This is a genomic window from Paenibacillus sp. 2RAB27 (assembly GCF_052115445.1).
Taxonomy (GTDB): Bacteria; Bacillota; Bacilli; order Paenibacillales; family NBRC-103111; genus Paenibacillus_E.
Window position 1 is genome coordinate 54,987 of record NZ_JBFRGR010000021.1, and the last position, 19,513, is coordinate 74,499.

The 19,513-nt window shown below is 46.7% G+C and carries 19 protein-coding genes; 8 read left to right on the forward strand and 11 right to left on the reverse strand.

All coding sequences use genetic code 11. From position 1 onward, the window contains the following. The 4 genes from queG to AB4114_RS24350 form a co-directional block, all read right to left on the reverse strand. Complete coding sequence (gene queG, locus AB4114_RS24335) at positions 1 to 1,182, reverse strand: tRNA epoxyqueuosine(34) reductase QueG (protein ID WP_441990771.1); 1,182 nt, start codon at positions 1,180 to 1,182, stop codon at positions 1 to 3. A gap of 40 nt (positions 1,183 to 1,222) precedes the next feature. Then, positions 1,223 to 1,822 carry a signal peptidase I gene (gene lepB / locus AB4114_RS24340; RefSeq protein WP_441990772.1) on the reverse strand — a complete coding sequence of 200 codons (600 nt, stop codon included), beginning with the start codon at positions 1,820 to 1,822 and terminating at the stop codon, positions 1,223 to 1,225. Further along, on the reverse strand, positions 1,823 to 2,377 hold the full coding sequence (locus tag AB4114_RS24345; RefSeq protein WP_441990773.1) for a DUF402 domain-containing protein: 555 nt from the start codon (positions 2,375 to 2,377) through the stop codon (positions 1,823 to 1,825). A gap of 142 nt (positions 2,378 to 2,519) precedes the next feature. Then, positions 2,520 to 2,951, reverse strand: a complete 432-nt coding sequence (locus AB4114_RS24350) for a GNAT family N-acetyltransferase (RefSeq protein ID WP_436233776.1) — start codon at positions 2,949 to 2,951, stop codon at positions 2,520 to 2,522. Between the two features lie 316 nt (positions 2,952 to 3,267). On the opposite strand from AB4114_RS24350, the gene AB4114_RS24355 reads away from it, so the two are divergent. The 5 genes from AB4114_RS24355 to AB4114_RS24375 all read left to right on the forward strand — a co-directional run bounded on the left by AB4114_RS24355 (position 3,268) and on the right by AB4114_RS24375 (position 8,045). Then, positions 3,268 to 4,824 (forward strand): spore germination protein, encoded by a 1,557-nt coding sequence (locus AB4114_RS24355; protein WP_441990774.1) that lies wholly within the window; start codon positions 3,268 to 3,270, stop codon positions 4,822 to 4,824. Then, on the forward strand, positions 4,821 to 5,921 hold the full coding sequence (locus AB4114_RS24360) for a GerAB/ArcD/ProY family transporter (protein WP_441990775.1): 1,101 nt from the start codon (positions 4,821 to 4,823) through the stop codon (positions 5,919 to 5,921). Before AB4114_RS24355 ends, AB4114_RS24360 begins: the two co-directional genes overlap by 4 nt. After that, positions 5,918 to 7,042 carry a Ger(x)C family spore germination protein gene (locus tag AB4114_RS24365; RefSeq protein WP_441990776.1) on the forward strand — a complete coding sequence of 375 codons (1,125 nt, stop codon included), beginning with the start codon at positions 5,918 to 5,920 and terminating at the stop codon, positions 7,040 to 7,042. Before AB4114_RS24360 ends, AB4114_RS24365 begins: the two co-directional genes overlap by 4 nt. Positions 7,043 to 7,112: 70 nt before the next feature. Next, the gene (locus AB4114_RS24370; protein ID WP_171629432.1) at positions 7,113 to 7,337 is read left to right on the forward strand and encodes a hypothetical protein; all 225 of its coding nucleotides are present in this window, start codon (positions 7,113 to 7,115) and stop codon (positions 7,335 to 7,337) included. 96 nt (positions 7,338 to 7,433) lie between these two features. Then, a complete protein-coding gene (locus tag AB4114_RS24375) occupies positions 7,434 to 8,045 on the forward strand; it encodes a superoxide dismutase (protein ID WP_028555379.1) in 612 nt (203 codons plus the stop codon). Positions 8,046 to 8,109: 64 nt separating this feature from the next. Here AB4114_RS24375 and AB4114_RS24380 read toward each other — a convergent pair whose 3' ends face one another. After that, positions 8,110 to 8,454, reverse strand: a complete 345-nt coding sequence (locus AB4114_RS24380; protein ID WP_441990777.1) for a DUF805 domain-containing protein — start codon at positions 8,452 to 8,454, stop codon at positions 8,110 to 8,112. Positions 8,455 to 8,604: 150 nt separating this feature from the next. Here AB4114_RS24380 and AB4114_RS24385 point away from each other — a divergent pair, with 150 nt between their 5' ends. Continuing rightward, a complete protein-coding gene (locus AB4114_RS24385) occupies positions 8,605 to 9,288 on the forward strand; it encodes a Crp/Fnr family transcriptional regulator (protein WP_441990778.1) in 684 nt (227 codons plus the stop codon). Between the two features lie 22 nt (positions 9,289 to 9,310). Here AB4114_RS24385 and mutY read toward each other — a convergent pair whose 3' ends face one another. Beyond that, positions 9,311 to 10,435, reverse strand: coding sequence for an A/G-specific adenine glycosylase (mutY, locus tag AB4114_RS24390; protein WP_441990779.1), 1,125 nt, complete (start codon positions 10,433 to 10,435; stop codon positions 9,311 to 9,313). A 99-nt stretch (positions 10,436 to 10,534) separates the two neighbouring features. On the opposite strand from mutY, the gene AB4114_RS24395 reads away from it, so the two are divergent. Further along, a complete protein-coding gene (locus AB4114_RS24395; RefSeq protein WP_441990780.1) occupies positions 10,535 to 11,131 on the forward strand; it encodes a hypothetical protein in 597 nt (198 codons plus the stop codon). 255 nt (positions 11,132 to 11,386) lie between these two features. Here the strand turns inward: AB4114_RS24395 and acpS are convergent, their stop codons facing one another. Beyond that, the gene (gene acpS, locus AB4114_RS24400) at positions 11,387 to 11,773 is read right to left on the reverse strand and encodes a holo-ACP synthase (RefSeq protein WP_441990781.1); all 387 of its coding nucleotides are present in this window, start codon (positions 11,771 to 11,773) and stop codon (positions 11,387 to 11,389) included. A gap of 198 nt (positions 11,774 to 11,971) precedes the next feature. Between acpS and AB4114_RS24405 the strand changes: the two genes are divergently transcribed. Beyond that, complete coding sequence (locus AB4114_RS24405; RefSeq protein WP_441990782.1) at positions 11,972 to 12,949, forward strand: aldo/keto reductase; 978 nt, start codon at positions 11,972 to 11,974, stop codon at positions 12,947 to 12,949. Positions 12,950 to 13,242: 293 nt separating this feature from the next. Here AB4114_RS24405 and AB4114_RS24410 read toward each other — a convergent pair whose 3' ends face one another. From AB4114_RS24410 to AB4114_RS24425, 4 genes are all read right to left on the reverse strand, one after another. Then, a complete protein-coding gene (locus AB4114_RS24410) occupies positions 13,243 to 14,805 on the reverse strand; it encodes a response regulator transcription factor (RefSeq protein ID WP_441990783.1) in 1,563 nt (520 codons plus the stop codon). Continuing rightward, positions 14,783 to 16,696: a sensor histidine kinase gene (locus AB4114_RS24415; RefSeq protein WP_441990784.1), complete on the reverse strand. Its 1,914-nt coding sequence runs from the start codon at positions 16,694 to 16,696 to the stop codon at positions 14,783 to 14,785. The genes AB4114_RS24410 and AB4114_RS24415 overlap by 23 nt, the downstream gene beginning before the upstream one ends. A gap of 129 nt (positions 16,697 to 16,825) precedes the next feature. Continuing rightward, the gene (locus AB4114_RS24420; protein WP_441990785.1) at positions 16,826 to 18,529 is read right to left on the reverse strand and encodes an extracellular solute-binding protein; all 1,704 of its coding nucleotides are present in this window, start codon (positions 18,527 to 18,529) and stop codon (positions 16,826 to 16,828) included. A gap of 87 nt (positions 18,530 to 18,616) precedes the next feature. Continuing rightward, positions 18,617 to 19,504 carry a carbohydrate ABC transporter permease gene (locus AB4114_RS24425; RefSeq protein ID WP_441990786.1) on the reverse strand — a complete coding sequence of 296 codons (888 nt, stop codon included), beginning with the start codon at positions 19,502 to 19,504 and terminating at the stop codon, positions 18,617 to 18,619. Positions 19,505 to 19,513 lie beyond the last annotated feature (9 nt).

A 19,513-nucleotide genomic window follows, 5' to 3' on the forward strand; every position in this document is an offset into this window, starting at 1 on the left:
TTATTCCTCCTGAATGGCCACTGCTTGACTGTTCAGTACAGCTATGGCTTTCTCGATGTCCGTCTTCACCTGCGGCTCTTGCTCAGCCGCAGCAGCATTAGTTAAAGCGGCGAAAGCATCCTCGCCGCCGATGCGCCCCATCGCCCACGCTGCGGTAGCCCGGATTTCCGGGCGCGGATCGCTCCGCAGCAGATCACTCAAGACCGGCACCGCCGTGCGGTCCTTGAAATTGCCCAGCGCGATGATCGCGTTGCGCTGGATGGGCTTTTTGCCGCGCCAGGAAGCTGCTATGCGCCCGTACTGCTCTTTGAAATCCTTGTTCGACATCGTGAGCAAGGGAATGAGCAGCGGCTTGACCTTCTCCGGGTCAGGCTGCAGTTCGGGATGATGCGTCCAGTTCATCCCCTTGTTCTTCGGGCAGACGACCTGGCAGGTATCACAGCCGTAGAGTCGGTTGCCGATTTTGCGTTTGTATTCGTCATCCACATACCCCTTGGTCTGTGTGATGAACGAGATGCATCGGCTCGAATTGAGCTGCCCTGGGCCGACTAGCGCCCCTGTGGGACAGGCATCGATGCAAATCGTGCAGTCTCCGCATTGGTCCATAATACCTATATCGGAATCGAACGGGATGTTCGTGATCATTTCGCCCAAATACACCCACGAGCCCCATTCGGGGGTGATGACGGCGCAGTTTTTGCCGCTCCAGCCGATGCCGGCACGTTCGGCGACAGCGCGGTCGACGAGGGCACCGGTGTCGACCATGCTCTGCAGTCTCGCCTCCGGCACGCGCTCGGCGATGAAGGCTTCCAGCTTCGCGAGCCGATCGCGAAGCACGTCGTGGTAGTCGCTCCCCCACGAGGAGCGTGAGATCATGCCCCGATACGCCCCAGGCTCAGATCGTGGCGGGTTCGAGAGCTTCGACGGGTACGCGACGGCGATCGAGATGATCGACCGTGGCGCGTCGAAGCTCAGCTCGGGATGTACCCGCTTCTCGATGTCCGGCTCCTCGAAGCCGGATTCGAAGCCCTTCTCCCTATGGCGGAGAAGGATATCTTTCAATGCGTGAAACGGCTCCGCAGAAGTGAAGCCGATCTTATCAATACCAAGAGAGGGTGCGGCTTCCACGATCTCTTGTTGTAATTTACGCCAGTCTGTTCTGTCAGGAATGGAAACCGCCAATCTGCACACCTCCCTCTTTCACATCATCTTGTGTTTGAACTTAAAGCTTCCCCGCCATATCGAGCGGCCATAACACGAAGTCAGCCCGTCCTTGGACGAGACTGATCGGTATGACCCCGAACATACGGCTGTCTGCGCTTGCTGCCTGATGCCGGTTATCGCCCATTACGAAGATTTGGCCCGGTCCGACCTCTGTCGGTCCGAAGTCACCATCTTCGATAGGCGTATCTGCATACGGCTCCGTGACTTTATCGCCGTTCACATAGAGCGCCCCTTGGCGGCTCTGTACTTCATCGCCTGCGATAGCCACAACCCTTTTGACCAACAAAGGGTGCTGAGGTAATGCTAACTTCTCAGGCTCCTCAAGAATAACGATTTCACCCCGGCTCGGTGCTTTCAAATAGGTGATGGCTTTATTCACGAACAACCACTCGCCTTCTTGAAGCGTCGGATCCATCGAGTGACCGCGCACCGTAGATAGATTGAAACCGAATTGATGAACAATGATAACAACAAGAAGAGCTACGAGAATGGATTTCGTCCAATCCCACAGCTCGTGCGTGAAGCTTTTCGATTCATGAACATACCTTTGCGTAGAAACTTGTCTTTTCGAATCTTCTCGCCCTACAAAGAAGCTCACTTAACCGCCTCCGCTCTTATACTTTTCCCACTGCTCATAATAGTAGATCACCATGTCATCTTGGAAAGGCGGCTTGTCCTCATTCACTAACGCCAACAGCGTTGCAAGCCCCTCCTTTACCTTCGTTTCGACAAGGGACGAGTAATGGTAGCCGAGCTTATGACGCTCGTATTCATCTTGGTCTACAATATGTACCGTTCGATCTGGCAACCGGATAACATCCAAGTCATAATCGATATACGTTAAAATTTGCTGATTCACATACAAAGGAGAGGCCACATTACAGTAATAGCGTACCCCAGTCTCCTCTATAAGAGCAACGATATTAAACCACATTTTCGGAATAAAAAAAGAAACCCCTGGAATGCGGCTAACCCACTCTTTGCCATCCGCTTCTTGAATCTTTGTCTGACTATTAATGAACACAAGCATGCCCTGCTTCTGATGCTCTTCATGGAGCATACTTGAAGGAACTCGCCAATTGGTCAACCACATGCGATGGAGATGCCCGTCGTGTTTGAAGCTTTTTATCACATACGGCGTGAAATTATCCATATTCCAAGCTCCTCTGTAAATTGCTGCCGAAACGTCATCTTATTATACTAGAAAAGCATATCTGACCCCCAATTGCAATGGCGGCACAGATATGCTCCCTATAAGCAAACTTATTTCATTCCCTACCAGTAACAAGTGAAGCCTAGACGCTTACTTTTTTCACAATGCTAAGTCGGTGAGCAGCTCTGGAAAAGTCATTTGAACTGTAACCAGCAGACTCATACACAGGCAGCACCATTTCATTGTGCACATCTACCGTTACCATAATTTTCTTAACATTCCGCCCGAGAAACCGCTGCTTCATTGCCTCGATCAAAGCTTTGCCGATACCCTTACGTTGATATGCTGTTGCGACTGCGATCCTATAGTAGTAGCCATTGTTGTTATCAATCGTGCCGATAATCATGCCTACGACTTGCTCTTCTTCTTGAGCGATTAAAACAAGCTCCGTGTCCCACGAAAGCTGACGAGCGAAGGCTTCAATCGTCTCCTCATAGCAGGTTTCCGACAGAACGTCTTCTAGAAGTTCTTTAACCGAAGAGGTATCACCAAGTTGAAATGAACGAACATGCATACGGTTCTCTCCCAATTCCATATTAATTTGTAGAGATTAATTTTCTGGTAAAGTAGTAAATACGACAAAAAAACACGAAATCCTGCTGAAAATGTGGTGAAATTCACAAAAAACTTTGTTTTTTTCGATATATCTCTTGAAAGCGCTTAAATGCAAGCGTTTTCAATTATAAAAAATCTGTTTTAGCTGATTATTCTAGTTCTTTTTACCTCTATGCCATTCCTTATGATCTAGCCTTTCAGACGCATAAAAGGAGACGTGCCAAGGAACAATGAAGACAGAACTGTGAATTTGAGAATTTATGGGATGGATGAACATGGAATTGATCCGCCGCTTATTTAAAGCCGCAAATCGAATGCTCGAAGAAAGCACCAACGATCTACAGGAACCGCCACAGTCAGAAATCGTTGAAATTTCCACGAGCCTTTCCGAAAATCTAAATCAACTCGCCACGATTTTCAGTGACACACCCGATTTAATCGTGCGCACGTTCACTTATAAACAAACCGGAGCCTCCGCAGCACTGGTCTATCTAGATGGTCTCGTAGATAAAAATTCCATTAACAATAATGTCTTACATGAGCTCATGTTTCGCACAACGAATGATGAGAAGGACGAGTTGCCCGTCGCTATTGGCGATCTCAGCAGCCTCATTGCGTGGTCAGCGGTTGAAACGGCAATATTGTACGGCTATAGCGTTCTTTTCATTGATAGGCAAGCCCATGTTTATTCCTTAGAAACACAAGGCTGGCCGCAGCGAGCCATTGAGGATTCTCAAATTGAAGCTTCGCTGAAAGGCGCACATCAAGGCTTTATTGAAACGGGTAGTCAAAATATTGCCTTAATTCGTCGATACATCTCCAGCCGGGAGCTCAAGATTAAAGAACTTTATGTCGGAAACAGGACCAAAAGCAAAGTATCTATCTTGTATTTGGAAGATATTGCGCTCCCTGACATACGTCTTGAATTAGAGCGTCGCATCTCCAGCCTGCAGATCGACTGCATCTTAAATACGGGCGAGCTTGCGGAGTTAATCGAAGATAACCCCTTCTCCCTGTTTCCACAAATGATTACAACCGAAAGGCCGGATACTGCAGCATCCCAGCTGTTGCAAGGACGCTATGTTGTCGTCGTTGATCGATCATCGAGTGTCTTGATTGCACCCGTAGGATTAGCAGCTTTCTTCCAAGGTATCGATGATTACAGCACACGTTGGCCCGTTGCTACCTTCTTTCGACTGCTTCGCTTCTTCGCTTGTATTATCGCAGCGTTTCTTCCGGCATTTTATATTGCCTGTGTCTCATATAATCATGAACTGATCCCCTTGGACTTGATTTTATCCATTGGCGAGTTTCGATCGGCGGTCCCCTTCCCGCCTTTCATTGAAGCACTCATTATGGAGATTATGCTCGAAATGTTAAGAGAGGCGGGCGTCCGTCTTCCTGCGCCAGTTGGCCAAACTGTCGGGATTGTAGGAGGTATTGTCATTGGACAAGCAGCGGTTCAAGCTGGCATCGTAAGCAATCTCATGGTCGTCGTCGTTGCGTCCACGGCGGTTGCCTCCTTCATTCTCCCTAATTATGATATGGCAGCTTCCGTTCGTTTGATTCGCTTCCCAATGATGACGATTGCATCCCTATACGGAATCATTGGGATTATGGCAGGCGCAATGGTTATACTAGCTCACCTCATTAGCTTAAAATCACTTGGAGAACCGTATAGCACGCCTATTGCACCGCTGCGAATGGCAGACTGGAAAGATGTGTTTATCCGCTTGCCACTCAAAAAAATGGTTCACCGCCCCAAAAGTGTGCGCTCTCTTCAAAAACGTCGATATAGCAGAATGAAGCAGAAAGGAAATGACTCTTCATGAATCCAGGGAAAGGCAATCAAATTACGCTGTTCCAATATATTTTGATTATTCACAGTGTTCAACTAGGTGTTAGCCTTATCCCTCTGCCTGGCGATCTTGCGAAAGGCTGCGGGACAGACGGATGGATTGTTCTAGTCATCGGATGGCTTGTTTCTATAGTCAGCAGCCTGATTATCATTCAGATCATGAAGTGTCACCCMAATGGTACGATCATTGACATATTGAGTCACTATTTTGGAAAATGGGTTGGAAAGGTCGGAATGGTTATGTTTGTGGGCTATTTCCTCCTCTATATCTTCTTAATTTATAACCGTATGGCCCTGTTAGTTCAGAATTGGATTATGCAGCAAACCAATATTTCCGTAATCATGCTGCTTTTCCTCCTTCCGGCTTATATGATTACCAGAGGGGGATTTCGCATTATTGGCCGTTATTCCGAAATACTCGTGTTCCTTTCCAGCAGCTTAATATTAACTTCCCTCTATCTATTCAAACATGCGCAATGGATTCATCTGCTACCCATACTGAAACATGGCTGGATACCGATCTTACAAACCGTAAGAACTAACATCCTGGCTTTTATCGGGTTTGAAATTGCCTTCTTTCTATACCCTTACTTAGAAAAAAAAAGCTCCGCTTCCCTCGGCATCATTATTGCAAATTCTGTATCTTTCCTTATATACATGCTGTTTACGTTACTTGCTTACGTCAATTTCAGTCCAGACGAGATCACACAATACCATAATACGCTCATCTCTTTATTTAAAATCATTGAGTTTCGTTTTCTGGAACGCTTTGACATTTTAATCCTTTCCACCTACTTGCTGATTATCATAAGAACATTCCTTCCTGTGCTATATGCTGCAGTTATTTGTACGCAGCAGCTTGGACTCAAAGGACAGCCCCGACTGCACATCCTCCTCATACTTACCGTAATGGTAGCTGTCGCATGGATTTGGAAGCCTGGTTGGGATGCGAGTGTGCGCTTAAAAGATATTGTCCAAAATAGTKGAATCGGAATCGCTTTTGTTATGCCTCCGCTCTTATGGGCCATTCTAGCAGGCATGCGTCGAATCTTAAGGAGGGCTTCCCCATGAAGCCAATGCGTACAAGCCTTATTTTATTTCCGTTTTTCGCTTTCTTTATCCTGATATCTAGTTGTAAAGATCAAATGCCCTTAGAAAATATAACGCTTGTTCTTATGGTCGGGTTGGATTTGGATAAAAATAATAATCTCATCGTTTATTCATCAAGTCCCGTCTTTAACAAGGAAGCCAAAGAGAAAAATGAAGTCACAAAAGTAACAGCGATTAACATCAGGGCTAGCCGAAACGAATTTGACACACGCGCTTCGGCACTTATCAGCGCAGGTAAAATCCAAAATGTGCTCATCAGCAAACGTATTTTGGCCCATGACGACTGGTTTAAGCTACTGGACGTCTTCTTCCGTGACCCCAAAATATCTGAAACAGCCAGAGTGATCGCCATTGAGGGTTCCATCGAGGAGATTATTAACTTTGCGCCAGCAGATAAACGGAGAATGTCCTTGCATATTGCCAAACTCCTGGATACCGCTCACATGCGCAACCTGGTACAAGTCACGACGCTATTTGACCTCCATCGGCACATGTATGAGAAAGGAATTACGCCTTACTTAACTGACCTCCGCAAGGATACGGAAGTTGTGGCAGCAGGCACACTGCTTTTGAGTAAAAAAGGGAAGTATGCCTACACCATTAACAATACGGAGAATCAACTTCTTCAAATGCTGCAAAAGGAGAAAAATGGCGCTTTATCCATGTCCGTCAAGCTTCCTGAAGAGAAGGGAGAATCCTTCTTTGAAACAGGCACGCTCAGCTTTTATGCGTTGCGTGTCAAAAGGGACATGAAAGTCACCTTCGCGCAGAATAAGTTCGTTTTTGACATCCAATTATCCATGCCGATTCAATTGACTGAAAAACCTTTCACCTTTGATGTAAGAAATGACGCGCCTAAGCTTGAAGCCGAGATCAATCAGCAGCTGGAAACGAAGATGAGGGCCCTTGTAAAAAAAATGCAAGAGCATGAAATTGATCCCATCGGTTTAGGCTTGTATGCGCGCGCCTATCAATTCAAGGCTTGGGAGCACGTACAGGATGAGTGGGGGCACGCGTTCTCGGAAGCCGAAGTGAACATTCATGTGAAAACGAAAATAAAGAATATGGGTGAAACTTTATAAAGCATGTATGAGATGCGTGAAAATACATCATCTTATAGGAGGATATTCCAATGAGAAAGGGGTGACACCTATGTCAGATAACAAAAACGAACTAGATCATGAACTCACGGCACATGAATACCCCCGCGAAATTCCGGATTTCCAATTTCTAAGCACCAAGAAACCTGAGGAGTGGACCGAAATCGAGCTGCTTCAGCTCCACCGGACCATGAGCGACTTGTCTCCCTACCTTCATGAGCAAGATACTGCCATGCACAATCAGATTACACGGGAAATGGAACGGCGCGGCATCTAAGGGACTACCGACTTAGTAAACACAAATGTTGCTTTATTAGCTGCGTTCCTTCATAATGAAATTGAAACTACATAATTTTTAGGAGGTATTTATTCAATGGCACATCAACTACCAGCTCTTCCGTACGCAAACGAAGCTCTTGAGCCGCACATCGACGCAAAAACTATGGAGATTCATCACGATCGTCACCATAACGCTTATGTAACTAACTTGAACGCAGCTTTGGACAAGCATCCAGCTCTTCATGACAAATCCCTTAACGACCTGATCGCTGATCTTAACAGCCTTCCTGAAGATATCCGCACAGCAGTTCGTAACAATGGTGGCGGACACGCTAACCACTCCCTATTCTGGGAAACAATCGGACCAGAAGCTGGCGGCGCACCTACAGGCGCACTAGCAGCTGCAATTGACAGCGAGCTTGGCGGCTTTGATAAATTCAAAGCAGATTTCGCTGCTGCAGCAACTACACGTTTTGGCTCTGGCTGGGCTTTCCTAGCTGTTGACAAAGCTGGTAAATTGAAAGTGTACAGCTTGCCGAACCAAGACAGCCCGATCATGGAAGGCGAAACGCCAGTTCTTGGTCTTGATGTTTGGGAGCATGCTTACTACCTGAATTACCAAAACAAACGCCCTGACTACATCGCAGCTTTCTGGAACGTTGTTAACTGGAACGAAGTTGGCAAACGTTACGACGCAGCGAAGTAATTAGAAAAGCGACCCTGAGGGGTMGCTTTTTTTCGTACATGATTAAAGTTCCACTAAGATTCCGTTATCCCTTCGGATTGGGACCATATTGATTATCATTGACGTCACTATCTTGGCAGAAAAACACGAGCAGAATAATGAAACCAATCAAGGGAATGATGCCGAGCAATATCCACCATCCACTTTTACCCGTGTCATGCAATCTACGAAAGGCTACAGCTAGAGAAGGTAAAAGGATAAATAGCGAATATAGGCCCGACAGGACTTGATCCAACCCGATAATAGCCTCCACGATACCTAATACGATCGAAATAATAATATTGAACAATACGAACATCCAATATTCCTTCCGTCTTGCCCTGCCTGAGAATCCCACATAATTCGATAACACCTTGACATACCATTCCATTAAGCATCGACTCCTTTCTTCTTCCCATTGATATTCCGGGAAGAGGAGTCTCATGCCATCCAGTGACAATTAGCAATTTTCCTTTACGTGTATGGAGCCTCGTTGTACGATGAAGGAACTACCATAATGAGGAAACGAGGTGGCAATTCCTTGAAATCCATTGTTCCATTGCTTCAGAACATCCCCCTCTTTCAAGAGCTTAAGGAAGAAGATCTAGTCGGGATTGCACCACTTTTTACAGATAAGAAAGTAAAGAAGGGAACCATCCTTTTTAAAGAAGGCGAAGTTGGCGAGGAAATGTACTTAATCCATTCAGGTGTTGTGAAAATATATCGTTTAGACGAGTCGAAAGAAGTCACACTAGCTTTATTCCGGGACGGAGATTTCTTCGGAGAAATGTCACTGCTCAGTAATGGCATGACCCGCTCAGCAACAGCAGAGACCATGGCAGCCAGCACCATGTATGTGCTTAGTCGAACCGCTTTCACTTCGTTCATGGAAAAGAGCCCTAGGCTATGCCTAAAGCTCCTGGAAACGACAATGCAACGATTACGACATGCCAATGATCAAATCTATGATTTGACGTTCCTTGGCGTGCGTTCACGTATTATTAAGACGATCCTTCGACTGTCTGAGCAGCACGGTATCGCTACGCCAGACGGTCTACTTATTGATGTAAAGCTGACTCATCAGCAGCTTGCCAACTTAGTTGGTACGGTGCGGGAATCCGTCACCAAGGTCTTGCAGGAATTGCTTGATGATGAGCTGATTCTCATTGATAAGAAACTCATCACTTTAATAAATATCGAAGGGATTCAGGCCGAAATTCGTTAAGATTGCAGTCTGCTGCATGAGGCTAGTCTTCGTTGCGGTCCTGCCATTCTTTGATGATTCGGACAAACACATTGGGGAACGCATAATTCTGGAGATCTTCCAGCCCTACCCAACGGTAATGGAATGGGATCCATTCCTCCCCCGTACTTGGACGATTCGCGTCACCAAGCTTAGCGCGGTATACCTTCATTTTCCACACAATATGGCTAAAAATATGTTCCGTATCCATGAACCACTCATCGGGCTGAATACCGATTTGCTCTTGCTCGGCAAGTGCCTTGCGAAGCTCGGACATATTAACCTCATCGGATTGCCATCCGGACGACGGCCATTCCACATGCGGGAGCTCCCACATGCGGGCTAGCAAGCCCTCTTGCGGGCGTTGTCGGATCAACCATTTGCCTGCGTTCTCACCCGTGCCTTCGATGAAAGCCACTGCCCGCAGCTCTGGACGGGGCGGTTTGGCTTTCTTTTTGATGGGCAGGGCTTCTTCCATGCCCGCTTCACGCGCTGAACAGTGTGCCATGACAGGGCACGTCAAGCAGTGTGGTGACCTCGGCGTACATACCATGGCCCCCAGCTCCATCAGGGCTTGGTTGAAGTCGCTGGCGGTCCCTTCCAGTATGAGCTCGCGCGCAAGCTTCTCCATAATCGTCCGCGTGGACGGCTTCATAATATCTTCTTCGATGAGAAAATAGCGCGAAAGCACGCGCATCACATTGCCGTCGACAGCCGGCTCCGGCTTGTTATAGGCGATGCTCAGAATCGCCCCTGAAGTATAAGGACCGACGCCTTTGAGGGCGGAGATGTCGGCTTTATTTTGCGGGACAATGCCTTCGTAACGTTCGTGCACTTCTCTGACTGCCGATTGAAGGTTTCTAGCTCGCGAGTAGTAGCCGAGTCCTTCCCACGCTTTCAGTACATTTTCTTCCGGAGCCGTCGCTAACGCCTCAACAGTTGGAAATTGATCCACAAATCGATGGAAATACGGTATAACCGTATCCACGCGCGTTTGCTGCAGCATCACTTCGGAAATCCATATATAATAAGGGTTTTTGCTTCTACGCCAAGGTAAATCACGTTTATGTGTCTGGTACCAATCCAAGAGATTCTTGGAAAAATACATCTTCTGTTCTTCGCTGTACATGTGCTCTCCTTCTCTATGGGGCATGTTCAAGTTATAATGGATGAATAGATATGGTACCATTATACGAGAAGTGCGGAACATAAAACTAGAGGTGAATGTATGCAAACGTCGAAGCAAGCTGATATGACACAAACGAGGCAACAACATTTAGAAAATAAAAGAAAAGATTGGCTGCGTGATGCACAGGGCTTAATCACCCTGCTGTTCATTTGGGGCGCGGAATGGGTGTTTAGTGCTGCGGTTGATTTCGCCCTATACTGGCGCGACCTTGACTGGCTGAAGCAAGCGGCTTTCGTTACGGCCGTGGTGGCCAGCTTGATTCAGATTTGGGGAATGCGGAAACTGTTCAACACAGGGGATACGCCTACAACGAATGATGCTGTGAAGAGCTGGGGGCATCCGGTCTTTCTAGTGCTGCCAGGAGCTCTGCTTGTTGCTGCCGTTGCTTTTATGGAGGCGATCGGTGCGGTGAACCCGTTTTTCGCTCCTATCCTACGCTCATTCCTACTCGCAATTGGATTCGTGCAGTTCGGGCTGCTGCTTGGCAGACCCCTGATTTATTTGGGCGTGTGGCTATTCGCGCTAGCCGCTGTAATGAGCGTGTGGTATTTGGGGTATTCCGGTGTCATTCTTGAGGGAATGGGCGGCATCAGCCTGCTTGTGAGCGGGTATATGCTGCGGGTTTGGGCGAGATAGGGAGCTAGCTATAACACCAACCCAAACTAACTGGAAAACCTCCAGCTAATTTGAGAGAAATTCATGCTTTCCTACGTTTAGGTGGATTTTCTGCATCTATTTTCGCCGAATTTGGCTACTTTAGCTAAGTTGGCTGAAATTAACGGCAGAAAATCCATCTATTTGCTTTATTAGCCGAAATTCCATGGATTTAGATGTAGAAAATCCAGCTATTTGGCATTTGGCTGCAAATTACTCCATATGTGGAAGTCGTTATTACAATTTCTCAACAATCGCATAAGCTGCAGCCATAGAACCTGTATGCGTAATGCTGATATGGATGCGGTGACTGCCTTGAAGCCCTGCACGCAGCATGGCTTCTTCTTTCACGGTGCAGACTGGTTTGCCAAGTAGGTCCGGCAGCACTTCTACATCCTGAAAACCAATCTGTTTGCCAATGCCGCAGCCGATGGCTTTCACGATCGCTTCCTTCGCAGCGAATCGCCCAGACACAAACTCCGCGAGCCGTCCACGGCGCTGCTGTGCCAACTCCCGCTCTGCCGGTGTCAAAACTCGCTCCAGAAACCGATCGCCTGAAGAGCCCTCTAGCATTTTGCTTATCCGCTCAATTTCAACTAAATCCGTTCCGACCCCAATGATCATCGCTCAACTGGCCTCTTTTCTACTATCGATACGCTTTGCGTACAATTTAACCGATTCCTCCACGAAGGTCAAGTGAATCGACACCACAAGCTCCATAGCTTACGTCGAGGTAAGTAAGTAACACTATTTTCAGCTCTTATGCTGTTCGGCATCAGGAGTTATACTAGGCATAGAAATTATAGCTGGGAGGCCATCATAGTGAAAATCATGCCACTGGAAAGACGCGGGATTTCGAATAGCCGAATCGTGTTCGGATGTATGGGACTAGGCGGAGATTGGGCCGGCAATCCGTTAACGAAAGAAGATTACATCACCGCTGAAAAAGCTGTAGAAGCCGCATTATCCATCGGAATTACGATGTTCGATCATGCTGATATTTATAAAAGAGGGAATTCCGAGACCGTTTTCGGGCAGGTTCTCAAAAATAGACGGGATTTGCGCGACCAAATCATTTTGCAATCGAAATGCGGGATTCGTTTCCAAGATGATCAGAACCCACAGCGTTTTGATTTTAGCAAAAATCACATCCTAAGCTCCGTCGATGGTATTCTTGGTCGTCTAGGCGTTGAGCACATCGATATCTTGCTGCTGCACCGTCCGGATCCGCTCATGGAGCCTGAAGAAATCGCGGAAGCTTTCAATACACTGCGCTCTGCGGGTAAGGTTCGCCATTTCGGCGTGTCCAACATGACGTCAGCACAAATGCGCTTCATCCAAAACTCACTGCCTGAACCACTTGTCGTAAACCAGTTGGAGCTAAGTTTGGCACGCTTGGATTGGATCGAGCAAGGCATTCTGGTGAATCAGAAGGTAGGATCCAGCGTTAATTTCGCCGATGGCATCCTTGAATATTGCCAAATGAACGACGTGCAAATTCAGGCATGGGGCCCGCTCGCCAAAGGGAAGTTCTCCGGCAGCGATATCTCTGATGCGCCTGACACGGTCAAGAAAACGGCCGCGCTTGTTCAGAAGCTTGCCGCTGAGAAAGAAACAACGCCCGAAGCCATCGTGCTCGGCTGGCTCATGAAGCATCCGGCCCGCATTCAGCCGGTCATCGGCACTTCCTCCGCCAAGCGTATCGTCGCTTGCGAAGACGCGATTCGCATCGCGGACAGCATGACGCGCGAAGAGTGGTACACGCTGCTCGAGAGTTCCCGCGGCTTGCGTATGCCGTAGCCAGAATAGCTACTCACAAGGAGAGAGGGAACGAGAGGGCACTATTTACGATAAAATGAGCCTAATGGACGTCGAAGGGAACGAGGATGCCTTATTTTACCGAAAATCGCCAAATATGATGAATATCGAACAAATAGAGTATCTATGTTCCTCTCGGAGTAAATTTCGAACAATTTTGGCTAAATAGAGCATCTTCGATCCCTTCACCACTCCCCCTAACCCAAATATGGGGTGAGGGGTTATAAGGCCGTCCTGCAGTAGATAAATCTACTTCAAAACGGCCTCTCTTACGTTTAGCTGATCACTTCTCGCAGATCCCGATATTCCTGGGGGCTAACCCCCTCCATCTCTTTGAACACGCGGCTGAAATGTTTCACATTCTCGAAGCCAGCCCGCTCGCTGATCTCGTAGACTTTGAGATCTGTCGTTGCGAGCAGCTCGCGTGCACGCTCAATGCGCAGCTTTTTCAGATAATGAACGAAGCTTTCTCCGGTGTACTCTTTGAAGGCCTGACTGAAATAGGAATAATTGAAGGAAACATGATTCGAAACCATCGCCATATTCAAATCTTTATCAAAGTTCTCCTGTATGTATTGTGTGGCTTTCTTCATTTCTCTGTGATCAATATGAAATGTCTTCATCGTGCGCACATACGCATTGAGTCGGTCCAACAGACCCTCGACACTATGAAAATAATCGGAGAAATAATAGAAATTCGAGATATCCCCGACCTTCTTGAACAGCCGCAGGATCTCGACAGACTCTCCGCCATACACATGAAATACTTTATCAAACACAAGCTCGTTCAAGGCTTTGCTCACAGCCTCCACATAGGCGATATCGAATCGAGCCACGGTTTTCATGTCCAGTATTTCCAATAGCAGCGCGGACATTTCCTTATTGCGGTCCGTCCCAAGCATATTGGCGATTCTTTGAATCGGTGCAATAGGCACAGTGAAATCTTTATTTTTAGCACAAATACTTTCATAGCTCACACTACCAGGCCCTGACTGCAAAAACGTATACTTAAGCGCCTCATGAGCTTCCATATACGCAGACTGCAACTGCTCCGCTCCACGCGTGTAGTCACTTAAACCCATGCTGTACATGAAGTAACCCGCCCCAGCGATCCGCTCCGTCAAATACGGAAATAAATCCCTCTGCTCTGCGATGAGCACTAGCTGATTTTCTTTATCTTGCACGATTGCGTGCCGATGACGGCTTTGCTCAGGAACATGGTCCAGCTCATCTAGGATACGAGCTAGAAATTCGGAAGGCTTCATCCCCGTTATCGTTCCCCGGTAGTGAAGCACGCCGATTTGAAATCCTGCCTCCACCCAAGCCATGTCGATCTGCCCTAGCTTGCTCCGCATGGTTTCCCCGTCCATATGAGAATGCCTGAGCAAATAACTCAACTGACTCTCCTTGAAAGCTTCCTTCTGCTTTAAGGAACTGCTCAGTTGCTCGGATATCTGCTCTTTCAGCCTCAGATCATTCTCCAAACGCACTAGCGTACTGGACAGCTCATCCCGAATAATAGGCTTCAAGAGATATTCCTTCACCTCACAGCGGATCGCTTCCTTCGCATAGGGGAAATCATCGTGTCCGCTTAGAATGATAACCGCAGGCTTCAGAACCATCTCCTGAATACGATTAATTAGCGTAATCCCATCCATCACAGGCATACGAATATCCGTAATGACAATATCTATAGTGGTGCGCTGCAACAGTTGCAGCGCTTCTTCGCCGTCACCAGCAAACTCAAACGTATACGTTTCCGGAAATTCACGTGCAATCATGGCTTTCAAGCCGAGTCGGATATTTTTCTCATCGTCAACGATAAGTATGTTTCTCATCCGTAGACATTCCTCCAGATAATATCAAATAAGGCAGCTTCATGAATACTTTGGTATACGTCCCCTCCGCACTCTCTACCCAAATCCCATACTCATTGCCATAGTACATTTTGATTCGCTGCGTCACATTGCGCATACCGATGCCGTTGCCTTCCTGCTCACGCTCAGGCTTATTCCCATATTTGTTGTGAAAATAAGCGTCCTCCATATGCATCTTCTCGTGAAGCTCCTCCAGCTGATGTGCAGCCATGCCTGCGCCATTATCGCCAACCTCGATGAGCATGCCATCCTCACACTGGCTCGCACGAATCCAGATCGTGACTCCCTCACGTCTAGCCCGATCGATATTCATGCCGTGCTTTACCGCATTCTCCACAAGGGGCTGAAGCGACATCTTCAGCACTTCTTGCTCCAGATAGCTGCTTGGGATATCCAATTTCAACTCTAATTTATCATCATATCGAATGTTCATGATCGCGATGTAATTCTGAATATGCTGGATTTCATTGCGCAACTGGACCTGATCGTTGGACCACTTCAGACTGTAGCGCATCATGGCGCCAAGTGACGTCAACGCATTAGAAATCGTATACTGTGCTTCGACTTCGGCCATCATTTTTAAATTTTCCAACGTATTGTAGAGGAAATGCGCGTCGATCTGATTCTTTAGTGAATTCAGCTCCGCCTCTTTCGTCGCCGCTTGCTTGTTCACAGCCTCCACGATGAGCTCATTCATTTTCTTCATCATTTGCCGGAAATGATGGGCAAGCTCGCCCACTTCCCCGCCAGCATCCATATCAATTTGCACATTGAGATCGCCTCTGCGCACCTTTTTCATCGAATCTCGCAGGATATGCAATTTCTTCAAGATTAGCCCTTGTAGAAAATAAGTGATCGCCGACAATAAGGCAATTAACACAACAGCAACAGCGATAAATATATTACGGGTATGATGGATTTGCGTAACGGGTTCTTTTAAAGACACGACATTCAGCAAATGAGCATCCAGATTATCGATAGCCGTCGCCAAGATCAGGTACGGCGTATCCCCAATAGTTACTGTGAAATTAGACCCCTCCGGATGCGGGTTGGCATTCCATGCTTGGCGCAGCTGCTCCATGTTCATGCCTTTGAAAAAAGCATCGCCATTCCCCGTGAACATCCCGCCATGTCGATCGACGACGAGCATGTGCGACTGGCCATCTTGAATGGGACTGAACAACTTCTGGAAAAACTTTTCCATTAGCATATCGACCTCAAGAATCGCAACGCGCGTGTCCTTCGGATAATAAATTTCTTTCAACAAGGATACATACGTCCAGCTAGCTTCATTATCCGTGTTGTACCGATTCATAATATCCTTCTCATTCTGTAAAATTTCCCACCGAGCCTCGCCCTTGCGCTCAAGAACATCCTTATACCAGGAGCGATCTGCAATTCGGCTTTCTTTTAGAAAAATGGGCCAAATCTCCTCCGTATTCGGATTATCCGTAAACAAGCGAACATTCGCGATATTCGGGTTATTAAACAGAAGCCGCTGCAAATTTGAAAACGTATTCATATTAAAATCTACAAGCTCTGAGACTTCAAGTTCATGCGCATTATGTAAATATTGAATAACCTCTCTATCCGTTATCGAAAACTGAGCAGCACGCCCCATCGCTTCAATATTGTTCAGGATATTCGCTTTCTCACTCTCTAACGCGTATTGATTATTGTTCACGGTGTCTTGAATCGTATTTTGGTAAAATTCATTAAATAAATACCAAGAAATCAATATAATGGGAATTAAAATGATGATGATATAGGCACCAATTAGTTTCGTTTGAATCGAAATACGGTTCGTTATCTGCGTAACCCGCATTCTCCCTTTTCCCAGCATGGATCCCATGGTCTCATATCCCGTCTTTCTATTCGGTAGTTCTCTTATTTTAATATAAATCTTGCAGCATGCGGGAACTATTTGCAGCGAAAAAACCGAAAACCCGATAGATTCGGGCTCTCAGGTCATCTTATAAGATTACTTCGCAGATGCGGCAATTTTCTTCGTATTCGATTCAAATTCTTTCTGTTGGTAGGCCTGCACCTTATCTAATCCAGCTGCTTTTCGATCCTTTTGGTATTTATCAAATAACTGATCGAATTCAGCATCCGTCTTAGCTAGTAGCAGTTTCGGAAGCGTTTTGCCCCATGCCTGGGCGATTTTCGTATTGGCAATCCCCTCTTCGGATGTCCCTGTTGGCACAATGTTATCGTACTGAGAGAAGCTCTTCGACTTGCCTTTCGTCCACTCTTCAGGTTGTTTAATTGGTTCCACGCTAGGCGGCGCCCATTGCAAGTTCATGTTTGTATCCATGAGCATCCAGAAGGTGTAGGACGAGCCGTATTTTTTATCAAAAGCAGCCCGGTCTTTATTCATCAGATCCAGCACTTCCGGCTTAAATTGATCCTTGCCATTGATAGTGTCATAGCTGACGCCTTTCTCACCCAGGTACAGATCCTTGTTGCCTTCCTCACTAATGAGGTAGCTCAAGAATTTAATTGCCCTAGCTTTGTCCTTCACATCTTTGGAAATCAAGGTCACTGTCCAACCAGAGATACCAGGTCCTGCTAGGGTTGGTGCGCTTTTTGCAGCATTCGCTGGGCCATCTACAGCAATATACACTTTGTTCGGATCTTTTTGGTATAGGGAGATATTTTGGTTCGCTAAGTCAGAACGTTGATACAACATGGCAAAATAACGGCCTTGCGCAATCTTTTCTTCCATTTGAGGGCGCTTATCGATAAAAATATCTTTGGCCAGCAAGCCCATTTCATTGGCTTTACGGAACGTTTTGAGCCAGCTTACAAACTCTGGATCTGTGGAACGATCGTAGAGCTTGTTATCTTTTTCATACGGAATTGCTAAGAAATTCTGCAGCATGGAACCATTTTGACCAGCATCCAGAAGTGAACTATTTCCGAGGTCCCCGAACTCATGCAAACCTAGCGGAATCAGCGGCTGACCGTTCACGTCAGGGAACTTCTCTTTCGCCGCCTTAAGCGCGTTCAAGAACCCTTCTTGTGTTCTCATATCTGGCTTACCGATCGCTTCATACATGTCTTTGCGAACCAGGAACGTTTGATTAGACACGAAGTTTTGCCCGTATTTCTTGTAGTCCTCGGAGGAAGAGGAAGCGTTCGGATAACCGTAGAAATTGCCGTCCTTCTGTGTGTACCACGATGTCTTGGCCGGGTCAGCTACCTTAATGAAATATGGATCATACTGTTTGGCAAGCTCATTCAGCGGAAGGACCATATTGCCTTCGATCATTTTCTTCACAGCATCTTCATACCAGCCCAATGTGATAAAATCAGGCAGCTTCCCAGAAGCAATCATCGTATTCAGCTTCTCGTTCTCATTGCCCGCAGGGACGATAAAGTTGATATTCACACCGGTTTTCTTGGTTATGTACTGCGAAGTAGCATCAACGCCCCATTTATTCGGAAACCAAGAGAAATTAAGGTACCAATCGAACGTAATCGGCTTCGTATCGGATTTCCAGCCTGGATCATTCGCATTCGCTACAGGCGCAGCGGACTGTGGTGCAGCGGTTTCTGCAGCTTTGGTCGCCTCGGGACTGGCCGTACTGGTGTTAGTCTCTTTATCTGTGGTACAGGCAGTTATTGAAAAAGCTGTAAATAATGCAAGCAAGGTCGTTAGCGTTTTGCGTGGTTTCCTCATTGGCGTTTCCCCTTTTCGGATTCATTATGTGTAATCTCTGTTCGATTAACAGAGCTGGCCACCAGCGTTGCATGAAGATTAACATGATTAACCTTTAATCGAGCCGATCATAAAACCTTTTACAAAATACTTCTGTAAGAATGGATAAACCAGCACAATGGGCAATGTGGTCACAACCATCGTTGCAAGTTTGATTGACTGAGACGATACCGTTTTCGCTACACTGCCCGTCGTTGCTGCCATCATTTGATTGGAGCTGGACTGCGCAACAACACGGTAGAGATACGTCTGAATCGGTTGAAGATCGCTTTTATTTATGTAGATCATCCCCGTAAAGTAATCATTCCATTGGTAGACCCCATGAAAGAGGGCAATCGTAGCGACTACAGGCATAGAGACCGGCAGGATAATTTGATAAAAGATTTTGAAATCGTTCGCACCATCAATTTTGGCGGCTTCCTCTAGCGCGTCCGGAATTTCTCGGAAGAAGGATAAAAAGATAATAAGATCGAAAAAGCTGAACATCGCCGGAATGATATACACCAGAAAGCTATCGAGCATCCCTAAATCTCGGATTAGCAAGTAATACGGAATTAAGCCTCCGCTGAAAAATAAGGTTACCGTACCGATTAGCATGTAAACGTTGCGACCTATTAACTCTTTGCGGGAAAAGGCGTAGGCAACCATTGCTGTAAAAAGTACATGAACCACAGTACCTATTAGTGTTTTCGCTACGGTTACTCCCATCGCCAGCATGATGCCATTATTCGCAAAAACAGCTTTATAGCTGTCGATGCTGAACACCCGTGGCCACCAGTAGATTCCCCCTCGCATGGCGTCATTCCCTTCATTGAAGGAATTGACGAGCACATACCAAATCGGGTAGATGGTTACAAAGCAAATGACTAGCATAAAGATAAAATTGAAATAATCGAATGCTGCCTCTTTGTGGGTTCTGCGATTCAGGGAAAGCATCGTTGGCTC

What these genes read in the sequence shown, in the direction of transcription:
- acpS (WP_441990781.1), bottom strand. Translation starts at nt 11,773, where the DNA reads ATGATCATTGGGGTCGGAACGGATTTAGTTGAAATTGAGCGGATAAGC.
- AB4114_RS24345 (WP_441990773.1), bottom strand. Translation starts at nt 2,377, where the DNA reads ATGGATAATTTCACGCCGTATGTGATAAAAAGCTTCAAACACGACGGG.
- AB4114_RS24415 (WP_441990784.1), bottom strand. Translation starts at nt 16,696, where the DNA reads ATGGGATCCATGCTGGGAAAAGGGAGAATGCGGGTTACGCAGATAACG.
- AB4114_RS24420 (WP_441990785.1), bottom strand. Translation starts at nt 18,529, where the DNA reads ATGAGGAAACCACGCAAAACGCTAACGACCTTGCTTGCATTATTTACA.
- AB4114_RS24410 (WP_441990783.1), bottom strand. Translation starts at nt 14,805, where the DNA reads ATGAGAAACATACTTATCGTTGACGATGAGAAAAATATCCGACTCGGC.
- AB4114_RS24425 (WP_441990786.1), bottom strand. Translation starts at nt 19,504, where the DNA reads ATGCTTTCCCTGAATCGCAGAACCCACAAAGAGGCAGCATTCGATTAT.
- AB4114_RS24375 (WP_028555379.1), top strand. Translation starts at nt 7,434, where the DNA reads ATGGCACATCAACTACCAGCTCTTCCGTACGCAAACGAAGCTCTTGAG.
- AB4114_RS24365 (WP_441990776.1), top strand. Translation starts at nt 5,918, where the DNA reads ATGAAGCCAATGCGTACAAGCCTTATTTTATTTCCGTTTTTCGCTTTC.
- AB4114_RS24350 (WP_436233776.1), bottom strand. Translation starts at nt 2,951, where the DNA reads ATGCATGTTCGTTCATTTCAACTTGGTGATACCTCTTCGGTTAAAGAA.
- AB4114_RS24370 (WP_171629432.1), top strand. Translation starts at nt 7,113, where the DNA reads ATGTCAGATAACAAAAACGAACTAGATCATGAACTCACGGCACATGAA.
- AB4114_RS24380 (WP_441990777.1), bottom strand. Translation starts at nt 8,454, where the DNA reads ATGGAATGGTATGTCAAGGTGTTATCGAATTATGTGGGATTCTCAGGC.
- AB4114_RS24395 (WP_441990780.1), top strand. Translation starts at nt 10,535, where the DNA reads ATGCAAACGTCGAAGCAAGCTGATATGACACAAACGAGGCAACAACAT.
- AB4114_RS24355 (WP_441990774.1), top strand. Translation starts at nt 3,268, where the DNA reads ATGGAATTGATCCGCCGCTTATTTAAAGCCGCAAATCGAATGCTCGAA.
- mutY (WP_441990779.1), bottom strand. Translation starts at nt 10,435, where the DNA reads ATGTACAGCGAAGAACAGAAGATGTATTTTTCCAAGAATCTCTTGGAT.